This window comes from Pseudomonas sp. P4_C3 (assembly GCF_056402075.1).
In genome coordinates, this window is sequence record NZ_JBFUIC010000739.1 from 1 (window position 1) to 757 (window position 757).

Annotated in this window: 1 protein-coding gene; it reads right to left on the reverse strand. The window is 61.0% G+C overall.

Annotated elements, in window-relative coordinates; genetic code table 11:
- Nucleotides 1–757: HsdM family class I SAM-dependent methyltransferase (locus AC1DVH_RS32165; protein WP_477757174.1), on the reverse strand; the 757-nt coding region annotated here is incomplete at both ends.

Consider the following 757-nt stretch of genomic DNA (forward strand, 5'->3'; position numbering starts at 1 on the left):
CTTCATCCCCAGCCCCCAGCGCTTTCATCAACTCTTCCAACTCATGCAACGCCTCAGTCAGCTCAGCCATCGCCTCACCCGCCAACACCTCCGGTGCCGGCAAGTCGTTGGCATCCAGACTGTCCGCATCCTTCAACCAACTGATATCCAGCGAGTCTCCACGCTGCCCAATGTCATCGCGAGTAAACACCCGGAAGCGGCTGAGCTCAGCAATCCCCTCGACATTCTCCGCACGCGGGCTGTTGCCATTGGCATCGACCCCGTACGCCTCTTCGAAAGGCTTGAGGTGCGTGGCACCAAACGGCGTGCGCTTACCGAAACTCGGCATGTTGCTGCGCAAGTCATAGACCCAAACGCGCTGGGTGCAGCCCTGATCCTGACGCGGATTTTCAACAGTGCCTTTCTGGAAAAACAGCACGTTGGTCTTCACGCCTTGGGCATAAAAGATCCCGGTCGGCAGGCGCAGGATARTGTGCAGGTTGCACTTGTCCATCAGGTCGCGACGTACGTCGGTGCCGACGCCGGCTTCGAACAGTACGTTGTCTGGCAGCACCACAGCGGCGCGGCCACCGGGTTTGAGGCCGCGATAGATGTGCTGCAGGAAGGCCAGTTGCTTGTTGCTGGTCTTGTAGGTGAGGTCGTCACGGGTCGGGCCGCCGCCGCCCTTGGCGGTGCCGAACGGTGGGTTGGAGAGAATCACGTCGACTTTCGGCAGGTTGGCGCCGGTTTGGCCGAGGGCGTTGCCCAGGTGCACCAC